This is a genomic window from Vibrio sp. dhg (assembly GCF_003443775.1).
Classification (GTDB): Bacteria; Pseudomonadota; Gammaproteobacteria; order Enterobacterales; family Vibrionaceae; genus Vibrio; species Vibrio natriegens.
The window spans coordinates 1,782,997-1,808,639 of the sequence record NZ_CP028944.1 but is presented as its reverse complement, the minus strand read 5'-3'; the positions used below and the strand labels follow the sequence as shown (position 1 = coordinate 1,808,639).

22 protein-coding genes are annotated in these 25,643 nt (G+C 44.5%); 8 read left to right on the top strand and 14 right to left on the bottom strand.

Annotated features, from left to right (window positions below; translation table 11 throughout):
- Positions 1 to 8: 8 nt before the first annotated feature.
- The 7 genes from dgcA to glk form a co-directional block, all read right to left on the bottom strand.
- A complete protein-coding gene (dgcA, locus tag DBX26_RS23815) occupies positions 9 to 2,072 on the bottom strand; it encodes a dimethylglycine demethylation protein DgcA (RefSeq protein ID WP_014234592.1) in 2,064 nt (687 codons plus the stop codon).
- A gap of 82 nt (positions 2,073 to 2,154) precedes the next feature.
- Complete coding sequence (locus DBX26_RS23810; RefSeq protein ID WP_065298350.1) at positions 2,155 to 2,688, bottom strand: DUF5943 domain-containing protein; 534 nt, start codon at positions 2,686 to 2,688, stop codon at positions 2,155 to 2,157.
- Positions 2,689 to 2,758: 70 nt separating this feature from the next.
- Positions 2,759 to 3,736 carry a dipeptidase gene (locus DBX26_RS23805; RefSeq protein ID WP_118121102.1) on the bottom strand — a complete coding sequence of 326 codons (978 nt, stop codon included), beginning with the start codon at positions 3,734 to 3,736 and terminating at the stop codon, positions 2,759 to 2,761.
- 175 nt (positions 3,737 to 3,911) lie between these two features.
- On the bottom strand, positions 3,912 to 5,045 hold the full coding sequence (locus DBX26_RS23800) for a GlxA family transcriptional regulator (RefSeq protein WP_118121101.1): 1,134 nt from the start codon (positions 5,043 to 5,045) through the stop codon (positions 3,912 to 3,914).
- Positions 5,046 to 5,745: 700 nt separating this feature from the next.
- Entirely contained in the window at positions 5,746 to 6,855 is a 1,110-nt protein-coding gene (locus tag DBX26_RS23795) for an alpha/beta fold hydrolase (RefSeq protein ID WP_118121100.1), read from the bottom strand.
- Between the two features lie 462 nt (positions 6,856 to 7,317).
- Entirely contained in the window at positions 7,318 to 8,460 is a 1,143-nt protein-coding gene (locus tag DBX26_RS23790) for an iron-containing alcohol dehydrogenase (RefSeq protein ID WP_118121099.1), read from the bottom strand.
- A 301-nt stretch (positions 8,461 to 8,761) separates the two neighbouring features.
- Positions 8,762 to 9,733 carry a glucokinase gene (gene glk / locus DBX26_RS23785; protein ID WP_118121098.1) on the bottom strand — a complete coding sequence of 324 codons (972 nt, stop codon included), beginning with the start codon at positions 9,731 to 9,733 and terminating at the stop codon, positions 8,762 to 8,764.
- 446 nt (positions 9,734 to 10,179) lie between these two features.
- On the opposite strand from glk, the gene DBX26_RS23780 reads away from it, so the two are divergent.
- On the top strand, positions 10,180 to 11,334 hold the full coding sequence (locus DBX26_RS23780; RefSeq protein WP_118121097.1) for an MBL fold metallo-hydrolase: 1,155 nt from the start codon (positions 10,180 to 10,182) through the stop codon (positions 11,332 to 11,334).
- 243 nt (positions 11,335 to 11,577) lie between these two features.
- On the opposite strand, the gene DBX26_RS23775 is transcribed toward DBX26_RS23780, so the two are convergent.
- Complete coding sequence (locus DBX26_RS23775) at positions 11,578 to 12,231, bottom strand: hypothetical protein (RefSeq protein WP_118121096.1); 654 nt, start codon at positions 12,229 to 12,231, stop codon at positions 11,578 to 11,580.
- Positions 12,232 to 12,467: 236 nt separating this feature from the next.
- Between DBX26_RS23775 and modF the strand changes: the two genes are divergently transcribed.
- Positions 12,468 to 13,922: a molybdate ABC transporter ATP-binding protein ModF gene (gene modF, locus DBX26_RS23770; RefSeq protein WP_118121095.1), complete on the top strand. Its 1,455-nt coding sequence runs from the start codon at positions 12,468 to 12,470 to the stop codon at positions 13,920 to 13,922.
- 49 nt (positions 13,923 to 13,971) lie between these two features.
- Here modF and DBX26_RS23765 read toward each other — a convergent pair whose 3' ends face one another.
- Complete coding sequence (locus DBX26_RS23765; protein WP_118121094.1) at positions 13,972 to 15,438, bottom strand: EAL domain-containing protein; 1,467 nt, start codon at positions 15,436 to 15,438, stop codon at positions 13,972 to 13,974.
- Positions 15,439 to 15,800: 362 nt separating this feature from the next.
- Between DBX26_RS23765 and DBX26_RS23760 the strand changes: the two genes are divergently transcribed.
- Together DBX26_RS23760 and DBX26_RS23755 are read left to right on the top strand one after the other, a co-directional pair.
- Positions 15,801 to 16,535: an IclR family transcriptional regulator gene (locus DBX26_RS23760; RefSeq protein WP_014234603.1), complete on the top strand. Its 735-nt coding sequence runs from the start codon at positions 15,801 to 15,803 to the stop codon at positions 16,533 to 16,535.
- A 6-nt stretch (positions 16,536 to 16,541) separates the two neighbouring features.
- On the top strand, positions 16,542 to 17,384 hold the full coding sequence (locus DBX26_RS23755; protein WP_118121093.1) for an arginase family protein: 843 nt from the start codon (positions 16,542 to 16,544) through the stop codon (positions 17,382 to 17,384).
- Between the two features lie 78 nt (positions 17,385 to 17,462).
- On the opposite strand, the gene DBX26_RS23750 is transcribed toward DBX26_RS23755, so the two are convergent.
- The 3 genes from DBX26_RS23750 to pcp form a co-directional block, all read right to left on the bottom strand.
- Positions 17,463 to 18,752 carry a DEAD/DEAH box helicase gene (locus DBX26_RS23750; protein WP_020335264.1) on the bottom strand — a complete coding sequence of 430 codons (1,290 nt, stop codon included), beginning with the start codon at positions 18,750 to 18,752 and terminating at the stop codon, positions 17,463 to 17,465.
- A 186-nt stretch (positions 18,753 to 18,938) separates the two neighbouring features.
- Entirely contained in the window at positions 18,939 to 19,925 is a 987-nt protein-coding gene (locus DBX26_RS23745; RefSeq protein ID WP_118121092.1) for a GTP-binding protein, read from the bottom strand.
- A gap of 172 nt (positions 19,926 to 20,097) precedes the next feature.
- Positions 20,098 to 20,736 (bottom strand): pyroglutamyl-peptidase I, encoded by a 639-nt coding sequence (pcp, locus tag DBX26_RS23740; protein WP_118121091.1) that lies wholly within the window; start codon positions 20,734 to 20,736, stop codon positions 20,098 to 20,100.
- A gap of 206 nt (positions 20,737 to 20,942) precedes the next feature.
- Here pcp and DBX26_RS23735 point away from each other — a divergent pair, with 206 nt between their 5' ends.
- Together DBX26_RS23735 and trpB are read left to right on the top strand one after the other, a co-directional pair.
- Positions 20,943 to 21,191: a hypothetical protein gene (locus DBX26_RS23735; RefSeq protein WP_020335268.1), complete on the top strand. Its 249-nt coding sequence runs from the start codon at positions 20,943 to 20,945 to the stop codon at positions 21,189 to 21,191.
- Between the two features lie 170 nt (positions 21,192 to 21,361).
- On the top strand, positions 21,362 to 22,585 hold the full coding sequence (trpB, locus tag DBX26_RS23730; RefSeq protein WP_065303833.1) for a tryptophan synthase subunit beta: 1,224 nt from the start codon (positions 21,362 to 21,364) through the stop codon (positions 22,583 to 22,585).
- A 78-nt stretch (positions 22,586 to 22,663) separates the two neighbouring features.
- Here trpB and DBX26_RS23725 read toward each other — a convergent pair whose 3' ends face one another.
- The gene (locus DBX26_RS23725; protein ID WP_005375557.1) at positions 22,664 to 22,879 is read right to left on the bottom strand and encodes a DUF3820 family protein; all 216 of its coding nucleotides are present in this window, start codon (positions 22,877 to 22,879) and stop codon (positions 22,664 to 22,666) included.
- Positions 22,880 to 22,995: 116 nt separating this feature from the next.
- On the opposite strand from DBX26_RS23725, the gene DBX26_RS23720 reads away from it, so the two are divergent.
- On the top strand, positions 22,996 to 23,304 hold the full coding sequence (locus DBX26_RS23720) for a cysteine-rich CWC family protein (protein ID WP_118121090.1): 309 nt from the start codon (positions 22,996 to 22,998) through the stop codon (positions 23,302 to 23,304).
- Between the two features lie 18 nt (positions 23,305 to 23,322).
- On the opposite strand, the gene DBX26_RS23715 is transcribed toward DBX26_RS23720, so the two are convergent.
- Positions 23,323 to 23,667: a HopJ type III effector protein gene (locus DBX26_RS23715; RefSeq protein WP_014234611.1), complete on the bottom strand. Its 345-nt coding sequence runs from the start codon at positions 23,665 to 23,667 to the stop codon at positions 23,323 to 23,325.
- A 205-nt stretch (positions 23,668 to 23,872) separates the two neighbouring features.
- Between DBX26_RS23715 and DBX26_RS23710 the strand changes: the two genes are divergently transcribed.
- Entirely contained in the window at positions 23,873 to 25,642 is a 1,770-nt protein-coding gene (locus DBX26_RS23710) for a choice-of-anchor I family protein (protein ID WP_118121089.1), read from the top strand.
- The last annotated feature ends 1 nt before the right edge of the window (position 25,643 follow it).

Genomic DNA, 25,643 nt, shown 5'->3' with positions numbered 1-25,643 from the left:
AGCCCCCCTTACAGATCTTTACACAGACGTAGTGCGTCGTAGAGTGCAGCGTGAGTATTACGTTGTGAAACACAGTCACCCAAACGCCACAGGATCATGCCGTCGTTGTCTTGAGATAGGACTGGCTGCGCCTGTGATGCAAACAAGGTTTCAACGTCAATTTGGCCTTTGTTCACAGACTCTGCTTTCAACTCGTAGTACAGCGCTTCATTTGGACGAATACCGTTTTCTACGACTACTTGATCAACAACGCGCTCTTCTTTCGCACCCGTGTATTCGTTCTCTAGGAGAGCGATCAGGTTGTCACCTTCACGGTATACTTTCAGCAGTGCTAGATCCGAAGTCATGATGACTTCTTTCTCATACAGACTACGGTAGTAAGTTGGGAAAGTCGTACCGCCGATACCAACACCTGGTTTGATATCATCGGTAACAAGTTCAACTTGTGAGCCTTTAGAAGTCAGGTAATCTGCCGCCGACATACCAGAGAATTCACAGATAGTGTCGTAAACCAGAACATTCTTACCTGGTTCAACTGTGCCGTTGAGGATATCCCAAGAAGACACAACCAACCCTTCTTCTGCGCCCCAGTCAGGGTTCTGCTCGATAAATGGCGTACCACCAGTTGCAAGGATACAAACGTCAGGTTTAAGTTCACGAATCATGTCTGCGTTTGCAGCTGTCTCTAGAATAACTTCAACGCCAAGACGGTCTAATTCCATTGCCAACCAGCGTGTGATACCCGCCATCTGGTCACGTTGAGGGGCTTTCGCTGCGATGGTGATCTGGCCGCCAAGCTCACTCGCTTTTTCAACCAACGTTACTTTGTGACCACGTTCTGCTGCAACGCGAGCTGCTTCCATACCACCAGGGCCACCACCAATTACAACAACTTTACGGATAGGTCCGGTTGTTTTTTCAATGATATGAGGCATACCCATGTGCTCACGGGATGTCGCCGCGTTTTGGATACACAATACATCCAGACCCATGTACTGACGGTCGATACAGTAGTTTGCGCCAACACATTGACGAATTTGGTCGGTTTGACCCAGTTTGATTTTGGTGATCAAGTGTGGATCCGCAATGTGCGCACGAGTCATACCAACAAAATCAACGTAACCCGCTTCAAGGATACGCTTAGCCTGGTTTGGATCTTTGATGTTTTGCGCGTGGATAACAGGTACAGAAACCACTTCTTTAATACCAGCCGCCAAGTGCAGGAATGGCTCTGGCGGGTAGCTCATGTTAGGAATAACGTTTGCTAGTGTGTTGTGCGTATCACAACCAGAACCAACAACGCCGAAGTAATCAACCATCTTAGTTGCATCGTAGTACGCCGCGATTTCTTTCATGTCGTCATGGTTCAAACCATCTGGATGGAACTCATCACCTGTAATACGCATGCCAACAACAAAGTCAGGACCAACCGCTTCACGTACAGCTTTCAGTACTTCCATACCAAAGCGCATGCGGTTTTCAAACGTTCCGCCCCACTGGTCAGTACGTTTGTTAACACGTGGAGACCAGAATTGGTCGATCATGTGCTGGTGAACAGCAGACAGTTCAACGCCATCTAAGCCACCTTCTTTCGCACGAACGGCTGCTTTCGCGAAGTCGTCGATGATGCGCCAGATTTCTTCTTCTTCAATGGTCTTACATGTTGCGCGGTGCACTGGCTCACGTACGCCAGACGGAGACATTAGGTTTGGCCAATGCTCACCATCCCAACGAGAACGACGTCCCATGTGAGTAATCTGGATCATGATTTTGCCGCCATGCTTATGCACAGCATCGGCTAGATTCTGGAAATGAGGAATGATACGATCGGTTGAAAGGTTAACTGAGCTCCACCAGCTTTGTGGGCTATCAATTGAAACCACACTTGAACCACCACAGATACACAGACCACAACCACCTTTGGCTTTTTCTTCGTAGTATTTTACGTAGCGGTCGGTCGTCATACCACCGTCTGTGGCATAAACTTCTGCGTGCGCTGTACTAACAACGCGGTTACGGATGGTCGTTTTGTTAATTTTTAATGGTTGGAATAGAATATCGAACTGAGACATGATTTACCCCTGTACCAGCCTCGCTTGCGAACAAGCAAGGCTGTCTTCCTTGACTGACTTACAAATGGATTGATGTTGGTGTTTAGCCGATTGGTGTTACTTCGAAGACGCCGTAATCACACCCTTCCTCAGCACCACTTTGTGTTTGAACTGCTTTGGTTTTCACTGACAGACCTAGGCTCTCAGCGATTTGGTCGATTGCGCCAGCGAACCAGCCTGTAAACATGTAATCCACTTTGCGGTTAACTTTTCCGTACTGGTATACGAAACATGAATTTTCCAAACGAACTCGAGCTTCACCTTTCGCAATATCAAGGTGCTCAGTGACAAAGAAACCCCAGCCACGTTGAGATAGTCGCTTCATGTAGTGTTCAAATACGGCATCGCCAGAAAGGCCGTGTTCTTCGGCTTCTTTCTCACACCAGTAGTAAGCGGACTTGTAGCCAGCTTTGTATAGAATGTCTGCGTAACGCTCCGCACCGATCTCTTCTTCAATACCCATATGGTTATTTACAAAAAAGTGACGCGGTACATACAACATTGGTAAGGCATCCGTTGTCCAAACCCCTGTTTCGTCATCGACCAAGATTGGCATTTCAGGTGCGTGTGTACTCATATCGTATTCTTCCTTTTATACAATTAACTAACTCGTTATATATTTATATTTTTATGGTGAAACACTGTGGTTATTCACCCCAGACTTCGCCTAGTACGCGAAGCCAGTTTTCGCCCATGATCTTGCGAACTTGAGTTTCAGAGAAACCGTGACGCAACAGTGCTTCTGTTAAATTAGGGAACTCACCTAAAGTACGAATGCCTTCAGGGTTAATGATTTCGCCAAAGTTGGTTAGTCGGCGCGCGTAACCTTTGTCATGCGTTAACCACTCGAAGAAAGGCTGACCGTGACCTTGAGTGAAATCAGTACCGATACCGATTTGGTCTTCACCAACCAGGTCAAAGATGTAAGCGATCGCTTCAACGTAGTCATCAATCGTTGAATGAATGCCGTTTTTAAGAAAAGGAGCGAACATCGTTACACCGACGAAACCACCATTGTCTGCAATAAATCTCAGTTCTTCATCTGACTTATTGCGCGGGTGATCTTTTAAACCACTAGGCAGACAGTGTGAGTAACAAACTGGTTTTTCAGAAGCGAGAATGACTTCTTTGGAAGTCTTAGCGCCCACATGCGATAGGTCACACATGATGCCCACTTTATTCATTTCCGCGACAATCTCGTGGCCGAAACCAGACAAGCCACCGTCGCGCTCATAACAACCGGTACCAACCAGGTTTTGTGTGTTGTAACACATCTGAACAACGCCAACGCCAAGGTCTTTAAACACCTGCACATAGCCAAGCTGGTCTTCAAAAGCATGGGCATTTTGAAAGCCCATCATAACGCCGGTTTTACCCTGCTGCTTTGCTTTGCGGATGTCGTCGGTAGTGCGAACTTTAATAACCAAATCATTGTTTTCTTCAAGAAGGTTATTCATTTCTACGATATTGTTTACCGTATTCTGGAAGCCTTCCCAAACAGAAACTGTACAGTTTGCAGCAGTGATGCCGCCTTTGCGCATGTCTTCAAACAGTGCTCGGTCCCACTTCGCGATAACCAGGCCATCAATCACTATTGAATCATCATGCAAGTCCGTTGCGTTCATTTTTAAACCCTATTCTTCCCTTTCCTCGTTAGTCTCCAGAATAGGTATTACGGTCGATTAAAAGTGTTCTAAAAACGGCATTCTGAATCCCTTTTGCGTAACGCTAAGCGACAAAATGCAAACCAAAAAAAACCGCCATCCTGCTGGATGGCGGTCTTTTTTTAGAACAAACGGATTAGATGGAGATTGAGCCGTAGGTAGGCTCATGCTGCGCTTCAAATAGCGCTTTCGATGAGCGTAATGGAGCATCAAATTGCATTAAATCTACGATGGTATTCGACTCTAAAGCCGGAGGAGCGACACTTACATTAGCCACCGCTGCTGAATGTGTCCCCAACCTTTCCGCTTTCGGTGAAATACCAATGTGCACGCGGTAACACTTACTAAAGTGTGGTGAAGAAACAAAGCCACATGCAGTTGCGATCTCGATAATTGACATCGATGTTTGTCTTAGTAACTGTCTTGCGCGGTTCAGTCTTAGCTTGAGGTAGTATTTTGATGGTGAGCATTGCAAATATTTCTGGAACAGACGCTCTAATTGGCGACGGGATAAGCCGACATACACTGCCAATTCATCCAGTTCGATAGTCTCTTCTATATTCGCTTCCATTAAAATAATAGCTTCGACTAGTTTAGGCTGAGCCGTACCAATCGTATGCTTAAGCGGAATACGCTGTGTATCACTTTCACCACGAATATTGTCGCAAATGAACATTTCTGAAATGCTTGAACCAAGTTCACGACCATAATCTTTCTGGATCATGGTAATCATCATGTCTAACGGCACAGAACCACCACTGCATGTCATTCGATCTCGGTCAATAACGAATAAGTGGTTGAGACAATTAACGCGAGGATGACGCTCCTGCAGCGTAGCAAGACATTCCCAGTGCACGCTGCACTGATAGCCGTCCAGCAACCCCGCTTCCGCTAACACGTAAGCCCCCGTACATACCCCACCAAGGCCAACATGTTTACGGGCTAAAGACTGTAACCACGTTACTTGTTTACGCGTAAAACTGCGTGTGATATTTACACCACCCACTACAATCAATGTATCTAATTGGGGGGCATCTGCCATTGAACAATCTGGCTTGATGGTAATACCGTCACTAGCTTCAACGTAATCACCATCTTCTGATATCACATACCAATCATACAGTTCTTTCCCTGTCAGCTGGTTTGCCATGCGCATCGGTTCCACCGCTGATGAAAACGCGAGCATAGTAAAATTATCTAACAACAAAAAACCAATACGGTTTACTTCCTTGTTCGACGAGCCTTCGAACTGATTTATTGAGACTGACATAGCGCACTCCAATGTAAAGGAGATTTATTATTAACCGGTAGCACTAGCTATTTTTTGTTTTTGCTTAGCGCACCGAATCGAGCACTTTTGTCTAAGCAACAACTATGCCTATATATCTAAATACAGTGCATACTTTTGCAACATCAAGTTTAAAACTACAAGGGTCAATATATCTGATTGAATAGCTTGCTTATTTTTTGGTAAGCCGAAAACAAATTTTTTCTCCGCAGCATCCTAAAGATGTCTCTCACCAACCGACTGCAATCTCACGCACCAAAACGATGCAAAGTTAAACAAACATTCAAAATAATTGACCAAATAAAAACCTTACAACTTAGAGGCTTAGAGCAATTATTCGGTTCCATTTAAAACAATGATATAGCTAGAAAAATCCGTCTATCTATTGGCACAACAGAACGGTAAACTTATTGCCTTAAACGTTAACCAATGGTTACGATATAGTTAACAAATCAAGATTTCAGTGAATTCGCACACATAAATAATCATCATGACGAAAAAAATTTATTGCATCACGGGATATATCTATGCGGCACATAAACAAAGAAGCCAACATCTGTGGTCATACGATGCTGGCTTCTTTTAGGGGGTGTTTCACTGGTTTTCAGCCTCAATACTTTAAGGTCAGATATTTCTATTTTGACCTTTATACCTTGGCTTACTTAGTGGGCTGGCTTCTTTCTTAAGCTAAATGCTCCTTAAAGAAACCTTCCATTTTGTCGAATGGAATCACATCCATCTGATCATAAAGATCGGTATGGGTTGCATTAGGAATGATCATCAGTTCTTTTGGCTCAGCAGCTGCTTCATACGCCGTTTCACTGAAATAGCGCGAGTGTGCCTTCTCTCCGTGGATAAGCAGAGCCGGACGTGGTGAGATTTCTGCAATGTACGTCAAGATCGGCATGTTCATAAACGACAGTGGCGTTGTGATTGTCCAAGAAGCATTTGAGTTAATGGCTCTTGGGTGGAAACCGCGTTGCGGATCTTTATAGTAAGCCGCGTATTCGACAACAAACTGTGGTTCGCCGCCCTGCAGTTCAAGAGACACAGGACCATAAGCTGGCTCACCGTTTTCAGCGTCTTTCCAGCGCTGCTGACCCAATTGCTCTAGTCCTTGAGTACGCTGTTCAAGAGTAACACTGTCGTTGTAGCCTTTGGACATAACTCGAGTCATATCGTACATAGTGCTAGCCACAACCGCTTTAACGCGCTTGTCAATTGCGACTGCATTTAATGCCATGCCTCCCCAACCACAGATACCGATAACGCCGATTCGCTCGCGGTCAACATTTTCTAGCAAACCGATAAAGTCGACTGCAGCACTGAAATCTTCAGTATTGATATCTGGGGAAGCAACATTACGTGGCTCACCACCACTTTCACCAGTGTAAGATGGATCAAATGCTAGCGTAACAAATCCACGTTCTGCCATTGTTTGCGCATACAAACCAGATGACTGTTCTTTCACTGCACCAAATGGGCCACTCAGAACGATAGCAGCTAACTTGCCAGTGCTTTCTTTTGGCTGATACAGATCAGCGGCAAGCGTAATACCGTAACGGTTTTTGAACGTGACTTTTTTGTGCTCAACCTTGTCGCTTTTAGCGAAAGTTTTATCCCAGCTATTACTTAATTCTAATGTCGTGCTTGCCATGGCCTGGCCTCCTGAAAGCGCACCAACACCTAAAGCAACCGCGCTTGCTCCTGCCATTTTCAATGCATTTCGGCGACTAGCGTCTGGCAAGTCGTGGCTAGCGTTTGTGTTGTTGGTATCGTTGTGTTTGTTCATCTAGTTTCTCCTAGTAAGCCTGATAAGCTTGTCATCTCAGTTTCGGAATTTGCTCAAATTAGTCATCCCCAACTTGAGACAACATGACTAGCTTAAGAGCGTGCACCGTTTAGGAGAGTGTCTCTCCTAACGACGTTTCTGCTATTTATAATGCGACAAGTCACCAATTTACCGTTATCCGGATACTACGAATTCCTTGCACAATCTTCCAAGTTAAACCTTGAGATGTAGGAAAACCCACCTAGACCAGCAAGCAAAAACACCTAAAAACAAACAATAAACACTTGATATAAAACAATAATAAACCTAAATCTCAACCAATGAGCATTCCATTACCTATTGCTTACGTAAACGCTATTTAATGCCTAATTTTCTACTTTAACTTGCCTTAGGCGACAAAAACGACAAAGCCTAGTCAACATGTGACTAGGCTTGTTCTTAACTCACTGATTCGAATCGGTACTATAACGCTTTCTTATACAACTCAATCACCTGTTCTTTTGTCATTGGACATGGGTTACCACCAGCGCATGGATCGGCTAATGCGTCATCGACCCAACTCAAAATGTCCTGCTCAGTCACGCCTAGCTCACCAAAACCTGCTGGAATGCCAACTCGACGGTTCAGAGCATGAAGCGCGTCAATTGCAGCCAAACTTGCCTGTTCTGCTGTCATGTCAGAAGTATCTACGCCCAATACTTCAGCAACCTTGGCAAATTTTTCTACACGGTGCGGGCGGTTAAATTCACTCACGATAGGTAACAAGATTGCGTTACATACGCCGTGAGGTAAGTCTTTATGTGCACCAGCAGGGTGAGCCATTGCGTGAACCATACCTAAACCCGCACTGTTGAAAGAAAGACCAGCAATAAACTGACCATAAGCCATCATTTCGCGCGCGTTAATATCGGTGCCATCATCTACCGCTGCTGGAAGGTTTTCTGCAATGGTTTGTATCGCTTCCAGAGAGATATAGTCGGTCAATTTATGCGCGCCAACAGAGACGTATGATTCAAGAGCATGAGTTAATGCATCAATACCTGTTGCGGCTGTCGTTGCTTTAGGAATACCCAACATAACGCTTGCGTCATTGACTGAAATTTCTGGAATAATTTTATCTGAGATAATGACGTGTTTCACATGCGTTGCTGTGTCCGTAATAACCGCGTTACTGGTGACTTCTGCAGCCGTACCCGCAGTGGTATTAATCGCATAAAGCGGCGCCCCTAAGCTTTCGACTTTCTCGACACCGTTATAAACGGCGATTGGTCCTGGGTTTGCGGATAGGATCTTGACCGCTTTTGCCGTATCAATCGAACTACCACCACCAAAACCGATAATGTATTGCGCACCAGAAGTCACATACATGTCATACGCATTTTTCACCGTGTCGGTATCAGGGTTAGGTCTTACATCTTTAAACAAAGTAAGCTCTAACGAGCTCGAAAGTAGTTTTTCGGCAAACCCCAACTCAACAAGCATTGGGTCACAGATAAGTAAACCTTTTTCCAAGCCATGTTCATTCGCTAAACGCTCGACTAAGGCTTCAATCGCGCCTACACCAGAGTAATTGATTTTAGGAAACGCCAGTTTAAATACGCTCATCGTGTTTATCCTTATAAGTTAAGATCTTGTTGAGGGTGTCGATCTTTTTTGCTATCTATTTACCCTCTTTCTTTATAAGGTTATTAAAGCGATTTTTTGCTCCGAATAACTTTGCTTTTTTGCCTGTCAGCGCATGAATAAGGGGATTTTTTTAAGGTTAGAGAGCCGAAGTTCACAAATTGAAAGACGGGCTAGCCGCAATTTAAAAGTACACATTATAACTGGAGGATTGATGACAAAAATGGAGAGATTAAGCAGTGCCCCGAACCCAGTTTATGGATTCGGGTTAGTGTGACGAGTGTTAATCAATAGAGATATTTAATGACTGCCTGATGTAAGTGCCCGAGCCCAGTAGCCCAGGATCTGAATGAGTGATTAAGAACACAGGGATGGATTGAAGGTATTCTTTAAAGCGACCTTTATCTTCAAACGCAACACGAAAGCCGGACTTGATGAATAGATCTCGAACTTTAGGAACAATACCGCCAGCAATATACACACCACCAAATGAGCCATTAGTCAGTGCCAGGTTACCACCAAAACGCCCCATCAAAATGCAAAACAGATAGAGTGCGCGCTCACAATCCTTGCATTCAGATTTAAGTGCTTTCTCTGTAATCTTTGCCGGAGTGTAATCTTCAGGCGTGGCACCACGGTGTGAGACAACAAAGTCGTAAATGTTTCGGATACCCTGGCCAGACAAACAGCGTTCTGCGGATACACGACCGAACTTGTTACGTAGGTAAACAATCAAATCGTCTTCTTCAGGGGTACAAGCAGCCAAGTCAACATGTCCACCTTCTCCCGGTACACTGTGCCAAAGGTTTCCACCATGGATTAACTGAGCAACACCAAGACCAGTCCCCGCTCCGTAAACCGCAATTGGTTTATTTGCGATTGGCTCGCCACCACCTATTTGAATTCTGTCCTCAGGTTTTAAACTTGGAATGGCAAAGGAAACCGCTGTGAAATCGTTAATGACTTCCAAAACCTCAAGATTGAGTTGGGATTTTAGTTCCTGAATAGAGAACTCCCAGTGGTGGTTAGTCATGGAAACCCAATCTCCGGTTACCGGACAAGCAATCGCAATACAGGCCGATGAGATCGGAGTGTCGTGACGATCAAGGTATTGACGCATGACGACTTCCAGCGATTCATATTCGGCAGCAGGGTAAGTCACGATATCGCTGATCGTTCCTGTCGATAACTCACAAAGAGCTAAACGCGCGTTGGTTCCCCCGATATCCCCTACCAAGGCATACTGTTCCGACATTGCTTCTCCTTAATAATACTCAAAACGATCACGTGTATTTATTGGCGATAAAACGCACGCACAACACAAAATGCAACACCATGAAAAGTGACACAAAACAAACTAGTTAATGCTCAATAATCAGAAATCGTTAGCTTTACGACATAATATTTGCACTTAAATATAGCAGAGGGTTGGAGCCTATCTATGCGAAATGGATTACAGGTTAACGATTTACTGATTTCAGCGGTAAATTCCATATAGCGCGAAAAATAGTACGAATGAGCAAAAATAACACAGGAATGGGTCTTTATTCTCCACAGTAAATTGATGAAAATACTCGGTTCAGGAATTATGCGGACAAACTCAGAGTAAAGCTGTAGAAAATAACGGCATCCTTTGTTGAAGATTAGCGTATGAACTTGAATATAACGTCAGATTAAACACCACTACTATTCGGAGAACCGATGTCTCAACCAGAAGCTCAAACAGTCGAGTTAAGTCATACAAAAACGAAAAGACTGGGGCTAAAACTAAGAAAGATACTCAAAGTCGCGATCGCCCTACTCGCCATTATTGCTGCTGGTGTCTACACCTATATGCTACAACCTCAGTTTGCCTCCCCTCAGGTGAAAGTGGATAGTTACCAGGGAAAATACGTAGACGGAAAGTTTCACAATATTGAGGAGGTTCCGGTATCCACGTCAAGCGATGGCGCTTTGGTGGGGTTCTACCGTTTTTTAACGGAACCTGTTATCGACGCCGTTCCGGTAACCAATTTGCCTTCAGTCAAGTCAGACTTACTGGGTCTGAATCCACGTGACAATGTTATGGTCTGGATGGGCCATTCCAGCTACTTTATCCAGTTAGATGGCATTCGCTACTTAATTGACCCTGTATTCAGTGACAACGCTTCTCCGGTTCCCTACACCAACGTGGCATTTCCCGGTAGCAATGTTTACAGCGCAGATGACATCCCAGAAATAGATTATCTGTTAATTACCCACGATCACTGGGATCACCTCGATTACCCAACAATTAACGCGCTGAAAGAGAAAATTGACCATATTGTGACGCCTATTGGTGTCGGCTCTTATTTCACTCAATGGGGATTCAGCCCTGAGCAGATCACGGAAGGCGACTGGTATGATTCACTAACAACGAAAGCGGGCCGAATTCATATCCTTCCAGCACAGCACTTTTCAGGCCGATTGCTAAAACGTAATCGTACACTCTGGGGATCATTTGCCATCGTATCGAATCAACATAAGGTCTATCTTGGTGGTGACAGTGGCTATGGTGACCATTTCAAATCAATAGCCAACGAATTCGGTGGCTTCGATATCGCGGTGCTTGAAACTGGCCAATACAACAAAAACTGGCCATTCATTCATATGACGCCAGAAGAAGTCGCTCAGGCTGCCAACGATCTCAACGCAAAAGCACTATTACCTTCGCACAATAGTAAATTCAAGCTGGCTAAACATGCTTGGTATGAGCCACTAGATCGAATCGCTCAGGCAAGTCAGCGACAAGATTACCGCTTAATGACACCAATGATTGGAGAAATCGTCGGTTTAGAAGATAACAACCAGACGTTCTCTCAATGGTGGAAGCAGTAATCCACGTCTCAATAAATTAAGTTCGGATAACTGGGGGGGGATTCTTCATCATATTGCCCTGAACCTCAAACCTTCACGTCGACCTGCGAACGAGGTCTTAGAGGAAATGGGTGAGTTCGTATTGCCCGCTATCAATCAGGACTAAAGGCAGTTAAAAATGAGCAATGCACTCTAAATGCATTGCTCATTCTTGGAGTCAGCCTTCGGCACTTTAGTGTTCAGAGAAAAACACTCGATAAAAAATTAACCACCCTCGATAGCCGCCAGTGGAACTTGATAAACTTCTTTACCATTAATGACCACCGTCCAGGTGTCGCCTTCCAAATCCGCTTTCACTTCTCGGTTGGTTGCGTTTACGTAATCGGTCATAAAGTTAATCGTGAACTGCTCTCCTGCCGGGCTTTGCACCACGATACTGGCTTGATTGTCTTCCATGCGTAAGATACCCGCAGGACACGTACCGAAATCTTCCTGCCCTTCTGCACGGCAACGCAATAATGTTGTTGCATCATAGTCATCAGTCGAGAAAGGAGACGTCGCATTATTCGCGTCCGGATTTAACGCATCTGTATTCCAGTAAACGTAAACACTTTCTTCAGGGAAACGAAAAATTAAGCCCTGATCGCCCAAATCACTCTGGCGATAAACCATGTTGCTATTTTGATCGGTAAACTCCCCGGGGGTGTCGCCTTTTGGAGAAAGTTCATGCACAACGCCATCACTGCGATTTATTGTTATGTAACCACTGCGCTGACTAAAAGTACAAGCGATCATCTTCTCCGCATTGTCATCGCCTGCTTTGTCGATATCACAACGGCTCTCGGCTGAATCAGCATACGAGATCGAACTCGTGGCTAAGCCAGCGACAAGGGTGAATAACATAAGACCAGCTCTCATAATACCTCCTACAATTTGTTACTTTATCCACGCTAATGACCGATGAGCGCTCCCAGAAACAAAGAAAAGAATAGTTCTTAGCCTCCTATTGGGCAATTAAACCAAGTTGTCGAGAAAGCCATTTGCATCATGTTTAAAGCCGCTTCTCTGAGATCCATCTATTTACGCCAGTCACCCAGGCTTGGTATAACAACAGAAAGAAAAAGAAATAAAGTTCATACAAGAAAGGAAGCACAGTGAAGATTTGTTTAGACAACGTAATTGCAAAAGGGAACACCTCCAACTTAACCATTGAGCATTGGAAAATAGAAAGCGGACATTGCTGGGGCATTTTCAGTGCCGAAGGAGATATCGGTTCTTTGCTTGGGGACTTACTTTGTGGGGAGCTTTTGCCAATCGATGGCACGTTAGATCTTGGCGGATTAAAAGTAGCCCAAGTCTCTTTGTCTGAACAACAGCGACTGCTCGATTCTGAACTCAAAAAAGATGACACCGACTTTCTTGACCGAATTGACCAAGGCAGCACCGTCTATGCGTTAATATTTGAACGCTGCCAGGATGAAGCGCTGACTCTAAAACTTATCGAAGAGCTCGATCTCTCGCACCTTCAGCAAAGTGGTTTCCGTGTGTTGTCTACTGGCGAAACCAGAAGAGTGATGCTGGCACGCGCTTTGGCCACACAGCCTGATTTAGTCTTATTGGACAACCCTTTTACCGGATTGGATGTCAGTCATCGAGCAGCACTGGCCGACTATTTGCACACATTATCTCAGTCGTTACAAATGCTGATCACCTTTTCTCGTGAATCCGATATGCCAGAGTGGATTGACCGCGTTGCTCTGTTTAACGCTGGCAAACTCGACAGTACCATGGATAAACAAAGCTGGGATCAACACCCAATCATTGAGCAAATAAAATCTCAGTCGGAGAAACAAAGTGAAGAAATGATGGCACTCATACGCCAGCATCAACACGCTACCCATTTTGAAAACCCGATCTTTGAGCTGAAAAATGGTCACGTCGAATATACCGATAAAAAGATTTTTACAGACTTGAACTGGCGCATCGAGAAAGGCCAACACTGGCAGGTAAAAGGACCAAATGGATGTGGTAAAAGTACGTTACTAGGGATGATCTTCGGCGATCACCCGCAATGTTACAGCAACGACATCCATATTTTCGGTAAAAAGCGCGGCTCGGGTGAAACCATCTGGGAGATCAAGCAACACATCGGTATGGTCTCCTCCGCATTGCACCTGCAGTACCGTGTTAACTGCAGCGCATTAGAAGTGATTTTGTCTGGGTTCTATGACTCGATTGGTTTGTACCATCAACCAACCCGTAAAGAGGTAGAAGTCGCGAAAGAGTGGCTTGAAATCCTACATATGAGCCAATACCAGAAAACGTCGTTCCGACAATTAGAGTACGGACAGCAACGCTTGTTACTGATTGCACGAGCGATTGTAAAACAGCCAACCTTGCTGATTCTGGATGAGCCATATCAAGGGTTAGACTTTTTAGGCCGACGTCTGGTCAAGAATACCTTAGAGCTCATTGCGCGCGAAAACTTAAGCCAGTTACTTTATGTCTCGCATTATCAGGAAGACCGTTTAGACAGCATTAAAAACGACCTGGAGTTTGTTTTCGATCATGATGTGCAATGCTATCGAACTCAAATTCTTCAGTCATAACGAGCACAACCATGGCTCCTGAACTTTGGCTCCTGGATACAGAATCCGTTCAGGTGACTGGCTGTCGCGCGAGTTGACGGTATGGTAACGGCTTGGAATAGAGGTAGCCCTGATGATATTGAACGCCCAATTTCTTCAGGTGCTCCGCTTGCTCAGGCGTTTCGACACCTTCGGCAATGAGCTTAACCTTTAACTCATCGGCAAAGTAAACAATGGCATTCAAAACTGACGAACTCACGCTTTGGATGCCGATTGTGTCAACAAAGCATTTATCGATTTTCAGATAATCAATACGCATGTGTTGCAGAAAAGCTAACGAGGTCTGCCCCGTTCCAAAATCATCAATCAGTACATCGATACCATATACCCTCAGTGCGGCAATGCATTTGCGCGCCTCATCATCAATCAACTGACGTTCTGTAATTTCTATTCCCAGAGAAACGTTATTATTGTTTAGTTGTCTATGGATAAGTTGGATCTTCCTTATGACGTTTGGCTCGACGAGATACCCCGGAGGAACATTTACGCTTAAGTGCACAGGGTGAGTAAATCTCAGTTTAGTGAAATCTTCCGCTGCTTTTTCTAACACAAAGTCTGTCAGGATCGATACCAACCCACTCTGCTCCGCAGCGGGAACAAATTTGTCCGGAGCAATAAAACCTTTTTGTTGGTGTTCCCAACGTACCAGCGCTTCATATCCAAACACATCCCCACTCTCTGCATCTATCTGAGGTTGGTAATACAGCGTCAAATCCTCTCTTCTTAACGCCTTTTTTAACTGCGAAACCAAGCTACGACGAGGATCAAAAAGCATGCGAACCATATAAAACAACAGATAAATCATTAAGATGATAGGCCCTGTGTACACCAGATAAGACAGCGTTCTTTGGTTTACAAACAGGTCACTTGCTTCACTCAAGGCTTCATAGTCGAACATGGTTGAAGACTTAGTCGCTATAGGATTAGTGCCGTTTCTTGTGGCATCAGGAGGGGTAACCTGACCATGAATAAATAGCGCTGAGCGTTTGAAACGTAGGTCGTTGTTAAAACCTATCGTCACTCCAAAATAATCTCGATCAATAACTGTCACAACCTGATCGTTATGAGCGCCAAGAGTAACCATAAACAGGAATGGCTCAGGTAAATTCTCTACTCTGCCAAGAGCCAGTCTCTGGCCTTGAGGAAAAGTTAGATAATCAGCCAAAGGCTTGTTTACCTTACCAAGCTTTGAAGAACAAATAATTTCATTTCCTTTGACGATAAGCATCTCATCAATATCTCGCTCAAACATCAAGTTCTGCTGGAGTTGTTCGCAATTTTCCGGGTGAAGTAATGCCTTTCTATTTTCAGTTTCAACCTGATACAGAATTTCATCGGCAATAGAGATGTTTCGATCTAAAAGATGCTCAAGTTCGCTTTGCACACTCTCTCGCGCGAAGTAAATCGCGCTAAAAATCATCAGAGGAATAGGGATTGAAATAATAATGAGTTTGTTTAAAAGCGCTTTATTAAGCATGTAAGACAACCTTTATCAACCGACCCTATCTGGTGCCAGAAAAACCTTCCTTGGAAGATTAACGAAATACAGGTTTTTCATAAGATACTGTGAGTATGCAACTCACCTGGTAGGACCGCAAACAGAACAATGAGTTGATTGTTTATTCGTAAATCAACTCATATCTTGAGGTGATTTGCGTGTAATTACCATTTGATGCGCAACGAATGCTCAGCCGACTCACCTTTGAGACAAAACCATGAGTTTCACCCCGGTCCAAGCTTTTCTCACCCAATAAGAATTGCCCACAAAAATTATTTTTATTTTCTCAGTGATTAAGAATTATAGTTGTCCTATATCATCCAACAAGTTACAACCTATACATGACAACAAGCAAAGCAAACGCTAATCAGGTAAACGAAAAGGCGCTGCAATTATTAATGAAAGTAGCGGTAAGCCAATTCCCAGTATCTGCGAAAACACTAAGTGAGCAATTAAACGTACCATTGAGCAGTCTCTATCGGCATTTGAAACTGCTAAAAGAATGGAATTTGATTGAAGAAAGCGTTCACGACAAGACATTTGTAGTAGGTCCAGCTGCGCTACTTTTGATGCACAGTTATGAAAGCTCACAACACGGTCTTGATATGGTTGAAACCATCTTGGCTCGCTTAGTTCAGCAGACCGGAGAAATGGCGGCCTATATGGTTCCTTCTGGTTATCGGGCATTGTGTGTCAGACAAAAAGAAAGTATGCAGGCGCTACGGTGCAGCTTCGTCCAGGGTCAAAGTCAACCCCTGCTTCGTGGCGCCTCATCCAAAGTGATGCTGGCTTATATGCCTAAGAGTCGTGGCGAGAAGATCTTACGTTACTTCAAACAGGACCATTGTCTTGATGAATGGGAACAAGAGTTTGCCACGATCAGAAAACACGGATACGCCGTCAGTACTTCCGAAATTGACCCAGGTGTCTCTGGTATCAGCGCACCAGTCATGAAAGGAAGTAAACTCGTTGGCGCAGTTTCGGTTATGGCTCCAGCTCACAGGGTCGAGAAGGACAAGCAACGTATCGTTTTACACGTGTTGCAGGCGGCAAGGGCACTACCACCAGAAAGGTAATTCATCATGTTGGGCTTTTTCAAACGATATAAATTTCATCAAACAACACATACACCAGTTCAGCACTACCCATTTTCATTTATGACGGTTTGTGAGCACGTTGCTCCGATGTCAAAAGGCGCGTTTGAATTAGCGAATCAAAGCTTAGAAAGTGCGAGCGAATGGCTCTATCAGCAACATGATCAAACTACAGCTGCGCATTGTGGTCATTTTACTCATGCTCAATTAGAAAACGGGGATTTTCAGGAAGCACTTAGCTTGGCACTTTCCCGTCACTCTATTCCAGTATTGGTAACCAATTGCACGGAAGCCATCTTGTCTATGCTGCCAGTGGTCGCTGCCTGTCAGGATGATGTGGGTATTTTGCATATTGGTCAAAAAATGCATTTAAAGCCGACATTAGAGCCAAAGGTAGGGTCAGCATTTCATTTTGCGCTTTCCCGCTACCCAAACGTTAGGCTGCTTTTTGCGGGTGTTAACCAACATGATACCAAGCAAGAGACATGGGAATACGCTGAGGACCAAGGCTGTGACTGGGTCACCGATAAAGAGTTTACTTTTCGACACCGTAATCATGTCAAACAACAAGTAGGCAATTATCTCGACCATTGCGACCAAGTGATTATTTCGGTTGATTTAGGTTCACTTATCGCCAAAAACGACCTTGACGGTGATATGTCTTTAGATATTCAAATGGTACTTAGAACCATCAGGCTATGTTTAGTATCGGGCAAAGTAAAAGCCATACAGTTGGTTGGTGATCGTGACCGTCTCGTCTATTCGAGACAAACGAAAACGATCATTGAGGAGCTGTATCAAATAGCGCCACTTCTCGATCACGCTGCCTGATAGCAAGATAGAACCGATAAAATAAAAGCGCCCTCCAAATGAAGGGCGCTTTTGTTCAGCTCAATTCGTCAATATTGGTTATTTCGCTCGACGTGCTTTCAAACGCTTCACCATCGCCAAACGGCGTTCTGCTGAACCTTGGTCTGTTGCAGATTGGTTAGGGTTATTACGACGTCCTTGACGGTTTTTAAATGCCGGTTTGGAGTTCAGCTTTTCGATGTACGACTCACGCTGCTTTGGTTCATAACCTGCTAGCTCAATACGGCGAATTCGTTGTTGAATCAAGTTTTCAACTTGTACAACGGTCAGCTCTTCATCTCGGTTTACGAAAGAAACCGCGTGCCCTTGCTTACCAGCACGACCAGTACGGCCAATACGGTGAACGTAGTCTTCAGCAAGGAACGGCATATCGTAGTTCACAACATGTGGCAGATCCGCGATATCCAATCCACGAGCGGCAACATCGGTTGCTACCATTACGCGGACTTTGCCTGATTTGAATTCTTCAAGCGCACGACGTCGAGCACTTTGCGCTCGGTCACCGTGACAAACTGCCGCTTTGATACCATCAAGCTTCAATTCTTTAACCACTTCGTTCGCGGTTTCTTTGTAGTTCACAAACACCAACACTTGTTGCCAGTTTTTGCGACCAATCAGTTCAGAAAGCAGCTCTGTTTTACGTTCTTGATCAACCGGATAAAGTACGTGAGCAACGGTTTGTGCGGTTGTATTTGCGCGTTCAACTTCAATGCGTTTTGGTTTACGTAAAATGTCTTTTGCTAATAGGTTAAGCTGGCTGGACGTGGTTGCAGAGAACATCATGATCTGCGGATCCGTGTCCACATCAAGCATGATTTTACGCACCGCGTGAATAAAGCCCATATCCAAAATACGGTCAGCTTCATCAAAAACGAGGAACTCTAGATTGGCAACTGAGACATTACCTTGCTCAATGTGCTCTTCCAGACGACCCGGTGTGGCGACCAGAATATCGACGCCGTTTTCAAGCGCTGAGACTTGTGAAGACATTTTACGGCCACCAAAAACTGCCACCACCGATAGGTCGGTATATTTGGTGTACGCTTTGATGTTGTCAGCAATCTGCTCTGCCAGTTCACGCGTTGGAGCAAGAATAAGCGCACGCGCCGTCTTACGTGAAGCACTGTGATCACTGTCTAGCAGTCGCTGAATCATAGGCAATGAGAACGCTGCAGTTTTACCAGTACCAGTCTGGGCTGTAGCGAAAATATCATGGCCTTTACGAGCCATTGGAATCGCCTTCTGTTGAATTGGCGTTAACTTTTCATAACCGCATTCTGCCAGCGCTTTTACCACTTCTGGTGCAAAACCTTGAGATGAAAATGACATTGAGCGTATTCCTTAAACAAACCACTAAAAATAGCGTTAAAAATTCAGCCGTGCACTATACCCGAATTTAAGTGATTTATCTCACTTTTCTCTCTTTTTTCAGTTTTAAGTCTGTGCAAACAGATTAAGCGGCAAACACTAACGCCACATTGCTTGACCGCTTAAGGGAGATAACCAGGTAACTCGTTACTTCTCTATCCCAGAAAGTTTAAGTAAAACACTTTCTAACTCATCCCAAGGAAGCAACTGAGAGTCGATCACTTCTAATCTCGATTCAAACCCTTCAAGGCTGATTTCATTCACCGTAACCACCGCATTCGCGACATTAAATGCGTAAGATCCTCGGTCTGTATTCACTACGGCTTTTACTCGCTCTGCCGTTAAGGCCGATAGCATAGAGAAAAGCTGATCGAAATCGAACGTATGCTCTGCGCCAAATAGCCAACCACAACTGAAATAACCCTGCCCCTTATTCTCTTTACGAATGAAAGCTTTGCCCGGTGGCAGTTGGAATTGTGGTTCTTGATGCGCGTGTTCATGATGGTGAGACTCAATATGTGAAGAAGCACTGCCATGAACTCGTTCAATATCTAAAACTTCAATAGGTAGATCGCCGTCATGAATCAACTTGCTAAACACTTTTGATGGAGACTGATCGGTGATCCAGTCGCTAAATACATCGATGTCATGGCTAGAACAAAGGTCAACTTTGCTACCAATAACCACATCCGCGCAATCTAGTTGATCAAGGAAGTTTTGATTGGAAAGGTGCTTCTCATCACTCAGATTACGTGGGTCAACCAATGCGATGGTCGCTTTAAGATCAACATAAGGCTGATACTGCTCAGACGTTAATGTCGCAATCACTTGTTTTGGATGACCAAGCCCTGTCGGTTCGATAAGCAAACGATCGGGCTTTTGACGCAACAACGCAGTAATGCCCACCGACATAGGAACGCCTGCGGTACAGCACATGCAACCGCCAGGGACTTCTTTTATCAACGCACCTTGGTCAGTCATCAAAGCGCCATCAATACCGATCTCACCGAATTCATTCACTAAGACTGCCCAATTTTCGTCTGCTGGTTTTTTCTTTAGCAGGTTTAAGATCGTCGTCGTTTTACCTGATCCCAAAAAACCAGTCAGTATATTGGTAGGTACTCGATTTGACATGCTTTTCTCCGACGTTAGTGCATTCATACTCTGGCAAAGTATACGGACAACGTGATGTGCTTCAATAATTTTGTCGCTGTAGAGCCGATACAACAGCGAATCTCTCACGTTGATAATATTAAAGATAAATATCTCTTCGAAAAATCTTCAAGCGGTAAACGTTAAGCTGTGGTTAGCAAATCTTTCCGCCAGTAACAGTAATATCAGTGTCATGGTGAACAACCACTTGCGCCATCAACCGCAGCGCTTCCACTATGGTATCTAATGACATTGTAGGCTGGTTACCGAGTGTGTTTTGTTCGGGTAACAGTGGAATATGCACAAAACCATGTCGTACTGGCTTATCCCTAAAGTAATGTTGCAAACCATAAAAAAGGTGATTGCACACGAACGTTCCCGCACTGTTAGAAACTTGGCAAGGAATCCCTTGCTGTTGCAAAGTCTGAACGACACGCTTGATCGGTAAAGTCGTGAAATAGGCGTCAGGACCATCGGCAATGATGGGCTCATCAATCGGCTGATGACCTTGATTGTCAGGAATTCGAAAGTCATCCACGTTGATAGCAACACGCTCAGGGGTAATGGCGGCACGGCCAGCCGCTTGCCCAACGGTTATCACACAATCTGGCTGATGCTGTTCTATTGCTTCTATCACTGTATTAATTGAGTCATATCGCGTGACAGGCACGTGGCAAGTGACAATAAAACCTCCATCAATGGCCTCTCCTTCTAACCTCTTGACTGCTTCCAAAGCAGGGTTGATGGCATCACCGCCAAAAGGTTCAAAGCCAGTAATCAATACTTTTTTCATGTGCGTTTTCAATTAATTGGGAATAGCAAAATTATTGCACTCCTGCTTCGCTAGTCCAAATACTAATTTGATTGCCCTATTCACTCTTAAACATTATGTGAAGACCGTAGAAAGTTTTACCGAAAGTACCAGAAACTTGGTTTCTCGTCTTAACTTAGGTAGAGTACGCGCCACAAAATATCTGCGATTCGAAGAGATTGAATACAATGAACATTGATGATCAAGTGATCGAAACTATTGAAGAGCTGGAAGCCTTTTTGCACATGGTTGAAAGCGGTGCTCTTGGCCTTGAAGGTGTGGCAGGTATTGCACTTGCTAAAACCAATAGCGATGGCCGCCCATTTGTCGCGGTTCTAGGAGACAACCACCAGCTTATTCTAGGTCGTTGGGTTTCAGCACACGTTTACGAGAACGGTAAAGATATCGTTCAAAACGGCCCACGTCGTACCCATTAATGTGAATATGGCTAACCACTAGCTTGCTTTTGATAAGCAAGCTTTTTTGTATTAACTACGTACTAATCAACTAGTTCACGATAACAACATCAAGATTTAGGCAACTGATCACACAATACGCATAAGATTTTGGGTATAACGTACTAATCATAAAAATTAGGACGTGAAAAATGAATAACTCTTTCGACTACACAATGCCCAACAATGAAGGATTCTTTGGCGAATATGGCGGCAGCTTTGTACCACCAGAGCTTGAGCAAATCATGCGAGACATCAATGCTGCCTACGAAGAATGCTGTAAAGACCCAGAATTTAAAACTGAGCTGGCACGCCTTTACAAACACTTTGTGGGTCGACCGAGTCCAATTTTCCATGCTGAGAATTTGTCCAAAAAATATGGCGCTGATATCTACCTGAAACGCGAAGATCTCAACCACACTGGCGCGCACAAAATTAACCACTGTTTAGGGGAAGCTATTCTCGCTAAAAAGATGGGTAAAAAGAAATTGATCGCAGAGACAGGCGCAGGTCAACATGGCGTTGCGTTAGCGACAGCAGCGGCTCTTGTCGGATTAGAGTGCGATATTTACATGGGCGAAGTGGACATCGCTAAAGAGCACCCAAACGTGGTTCGAATGAGAATTCTAGGCGCTAACGTGATTCCTGCAACGCATGGACGAAAAACGCTGAAAGAAGCGGTAGACGCAGCATTTGAAGCTTATTTAAAAGATCCAGAGACTCAGCTTTACGCCATTGGCTCTGTAGTAGGCCCTCACCCATTCCCTAAAATGGTTCGTGATTTCCAATCGATTATTGGTAACGAAGCACGAGTTCAGTTTAAAGAAATGACGGGCAAACTACCGAACAACCTCGTGGCATGCGTGGGCGGTGGTTCTAATGCTATGGGCTTATTCAGTGCCTTTTTAGAAGACGAACAGGTCGCGATTCACGGTGTTGAGCCAGCGGGTCGTTCTTTAGAGAAAGTGGGGGAACACGCGGCAACGCTTAGCTTGGGCGAACCTGGCATCATGCATGGTTTTAAATCTTACATGCTGAAAGACGAACAAGGTGAACCTCAAGAAGTTTATTCTGTGGCAAGTGGACTAGACTACCCATCTGTTGGCCCGCAACACAGTTACCTAAAAGATATCGGCCGCGTGAATTACGGTTCGATCACTGATGACGAAGCAATAGACGCTTTCTTTGAACTATCACGAGAGGAAGGCATTATCCCTGCGATAGAGTCCTCTCACGCAGTGGCTTACGCGATAAAACTGGCGAAACAAGGAGAAAAAGGGTCGATTCTCATCAACTTGTCTGGCCGAGGTGACAAAGATATTGATTTTGTGGTCGAAAACTACGGCGCAAAATACGGTATCGAATCGCTAATCTAAACCTTATTGTATTAACGTGAAGCCACCTAAATTAGGTGGCTTTGTTGTATCTAGCATCTGTGAATAGGCTTTTTGGCCTCACATTCGCTTTAGCGGCTTAACGACGCTATCTAAGCCTTCGATTTTTAGCGCTAAACACAACTTGAGCAAGTCCCCAAGCTCACCGCTTGGCCACCCTTTTTTATCGAACCACAGCAAATATTCCTCTGGAAGATCAATCAACACTCTTCCCGCGTATTTCCCAAAAGGCATTTGCATTCTTGCTAGTTTTATCAGGTTTTCTTTTTCTAACATAAGTCGGACTGTGGTTAACGTAATTATCCTTAGGGTATCACTGGTGCGATCTCCCGACCAGTTTCACTGTGCTTTATGCTAAAGTAGGCCGCATTCGAAAATAGAACGAGAAAGTAATGAAGTCACCTTGTCGTGCTGCCTGTAAAAACAATGGCGGCATCTGTTCTGGTTGTCACAGAACGATGGAAGAGATCATCCAGTGGAAAGACAAAACGGATGAACAACGAGATAGTCTGATCAATCAAATTGCCGGTGGTGAGTCTACCCATTCATGCCCAGAATGCGGAACTCAAGCACACTGTGACATCTCAGCAGGAAAAGAGACTTGTTGGTGTTTCGGTGTCGAGACCAGAGATTTACCCAAGCCTGACGAAGGCCAATTGTGTTTGTGTAGAAAATGTTTGGAAAAAAAGCCAGTCGCTTAATCGACTGGCTCTATTTGATTACTTAGCTTTTAGTGCTGGCGATTCAAACTTAACACCATCCCAGCCGCTCACCATAAAATTACGAATGTTCTGATGATCATCGTTTTCTGGATGTTGTAAAACATCTTCACGGTAAAAACGTCCAAAACAGGCCAGTGTGGCTTCCTTGTCTAAGTTATTAAGCAAACCAAATGCAAAGATTTTGCATGAGCCATTGTTTTCACCGGCTCCATTTTCGGTCGCACCATTAGTAAATGCAGTTGGTGTGAACTCGTAGTTCGCCTCTATCACCGCGATGGTCGTTTCAAATTCAATCTTTTCTGGTGTCGACGCTACTGCATCTAAAAATTGTTGTAGTTCCATTTTCATTCCAATTTGTTATGCCAACATACCGATGACATATTTGTTTAATAAAAAGCCAATATAAGAGTCATTAATCATACATATATTCATAGCCTTACCAAAACATACGTCAATCAATGCTTCAAAAGCATTCACGAAGATTAGTGAATATTTATTAAAAAATTATGCATTGAGCCACATTGTATCGGATTGATAAGGAGATATCATGTCCACCCCATTTAAAGCAATAGGTGTTTTAGCACTTTCGTCACTTGCCATCGCATGTTCTTCACAGCCAGAGGATACATTGGCATCCTTCCGTGCTCAGTGTAAAGCGACCACTGCACCGATTGCTGGCGAAACTTCTATTCAAGGGCTGACGCTAGTAGGAACGTCTATCGCGGATGCACCTTTTGATACATCAGCAGCAGAGATTGTTAACTATGACGGGTGTACAGATAAACTTTATGTGGTCAATGCTCAGGCAAAACGCGTCGATGTCCTATCCTTGGACGAAAACAGCCGCCCATCGCAAACCGCGTTTATAGATTTAAATGGCGCTGGTGAAGCCGCATCGATTGATATCGGCGCCGCCAACAGTGTAGCTGTCTCCAATGGCCTCGTTGCGGTTGCTATTGAGAACAGCAACAAACAAGAAAGCGGCATTATCGCGCTTTATCGATCGGATAACTTGTCTCTTGTAACGACCTATCCTGCTGGCGCGCTGCCAGATATGGTCGGGTTTTCAAAGGATGGCCGTTACATCGCGACCGCCAATGAAGGAGAGCCAAGCGGTGATTACCGTGTTGACCCCAAAGGCAGTATTACATTAGTGGATTTAGGCCAAGGGATCACCAACGCCGAAGTAACGCAAATTGGTTTCGAGCAATTTGATGGTCCTCGTGCCAGTGAATTATCTGATAGCGTGCGTATATCTGGACCGAACGCAAGCGTGGCTCAAGACTTAGAACCAGAATACTTGACCTTTGCTGACAACGGTAAAATTTACGTAGCGTTACAAGAAAACAATGCCATGGCAATCATTAATCCTGAAAACAAATCGGTTGAGAAAATTGTCGGGTTAGGCGGGAAATCATGGTCTGACGCTAAATTGGATGCATCCAACAAAGACAAAATAGTCGGCAACTTTAAGAGCTACCCGCAATTGGTTGGCTTATATATGCCAGACACCCTCGACAGCTATTCAGTGAATGGTAAAAGCTACATCGTCTCTGCCAACGAAGGAGACGGTCGTGAGTATGGCATCAAAACCACACAAGAGCGTTGTGACAAGGCCAACTTTAAGTGGGATGAAGGTGACTATCAAGGTACAAGCGACTACACCAGCAAAGAAGGCACTTGTCTCAGTCACGTCGATGAGGTTCGTGGTAAAAAGCTTAAAGTCGCGAGCGATCACCCACTGGCAGCAGCACTAAAAGACAACTCACTTCTAGCGCGACTAAAAGTCATCAAACCGGAACAGACGTTATCTGCTACGGATAATGTACAAGCGTTTGGTACTCGTTCTTTTTCAATATGGGATGAAGATGGTGAACTGGTTTTCGACAGTGGTGATGACTTTGCAACCATCGCTTTAATGAATGAAGGAAAACACTTTAACAGCACCAACGACAGCAATAGTAGCGGTGATGATCGCAGTGATGACAAAGGTATTGAACCTGAAGCAATCGAAACCGCAGAAATAAACGGACGTTACTACGCATTTATTGGCCTTGAGCGCCAAGGTGGAATCATGGTTTACGATATTAGTGAGCCAAGCCAAGCGGTCTTCCTTCACTACGTGAACCACCGTAACTACGAGCAGCCGGTTTGCACACAAGTGGAAGAGAGCGAGTGCGCGAATGATACCTACAATCCAAAAGCTGGCGATCTTGGACCAGAGTCGATTAATTACTTCACCCGTAACGGTGATCACTTTATCGCAGTAGGGAATGAAGTTTCTGGCACGACTTCTGTCTATCGTATCGAGCTCTAAG